Annotated in this window: 1 protein-coding gene; it reads right to left on the bottom strand. The window is 73.3% G+C overall.

The features are described 5' to 3' along the window. Positions 1-288 (bottom strand): TolC family protein (locus ACEN88_RS35215; protein WP_413347055.1); only part of this gene is annotated, 288 nt, incomplete at both ends.

Below are 288 nucleotides of genomic sequence, written 5' to 3'. Positions count from 1 at the left end.
GTGCAGGGCGCCGACGCGGCGCGCGGTTGGCGCCGCCGTTGAAGATCGTCTCGGTGGCCGACAGGCCCAGTGCCCACGCCATGCTCGATGCCTTGAACAGGTCGCCGATGGCGCTGGCGGACGGGCCGTACGATGCCGTCAGGCCGATCTGCGGGAAGTAGGCGGCGCGCACGATGCCGATCTGCGCGTTGGCCGCGGCCACGGCGCGTTCGGACGCGGCGATGTCGGGGCGGCGCTCCAGCAAGGTGGACGGCACGCCGACCGGCACGTCCGGCACGGTTACGCTCC

Source organism: Massilia sp. CT11-108 (genome assembly GCF_047302915.1).
Taxonomy (GTDB): Bacteria; Pseudomonadota; Gammaproteobacteria; order Burkholderiales; family Burkholderiaceae_D; genus Telluria; species Telluria orientalis.
Note: the sequence above shows the minus strand (reverse complement) of the source record. Positions and strands in the feature narration are given on the sequence as shown.